Origin of the sequence: Priestia sp. SIMBA_032, assembly GCF_046535215.1 — a bacterium.
Classification (GTDB): Bacteria; Bacillota; Bacilli; order Bacillales; family Bacillaceae_H; genus Priestia; species Priestia aryabhattai.
Window position 1 is genome coordinate 1 of the sequence record NZ_JAWRXD010000372.1, and the last position, 307, is coordinate 307.

Annotated in this window: 1 protein-coding gene; it reads right to left on the bottom strand. The window is 63.8% G+C overall.

From position 1 onward, the window contains the following. On the bottom strand, positions 1-307 hold a 307-nt coding region (locus SB717_RS34795), incomplete at both ends, for a [protein-PII] uridylyltransferase family protein (protein ID WP_410907430.1).

The window sequence follows — 307 nt, forward strand, 5'->3', positions numbered from 1 at the left end:
GGGCACCCGGATGCCGGCCTCGTGTGCCGCTTTGAGGACGCCCCGCGACATCTGATCCGAGCTCACGAAAAGTGCCGGCGGCACATCCCCCGACCGCATCAGCCAGCGCATCGCCTCGTAGTCGTCGAACTCCGGCAAGGTGTGGGTCCGCTTGAGTCGCTGCAACTGCAGGCAATGCTCCAGCAACCGCAAGAACTCGTACGACGCAATGAGATTGGCGCCGTCATCACGACCGACGTAGCCACCATCACGCAGAACGGTCAACGCCTCGACGGTGCTCTTGACCCGAAGCGATTCGTCCACGCGC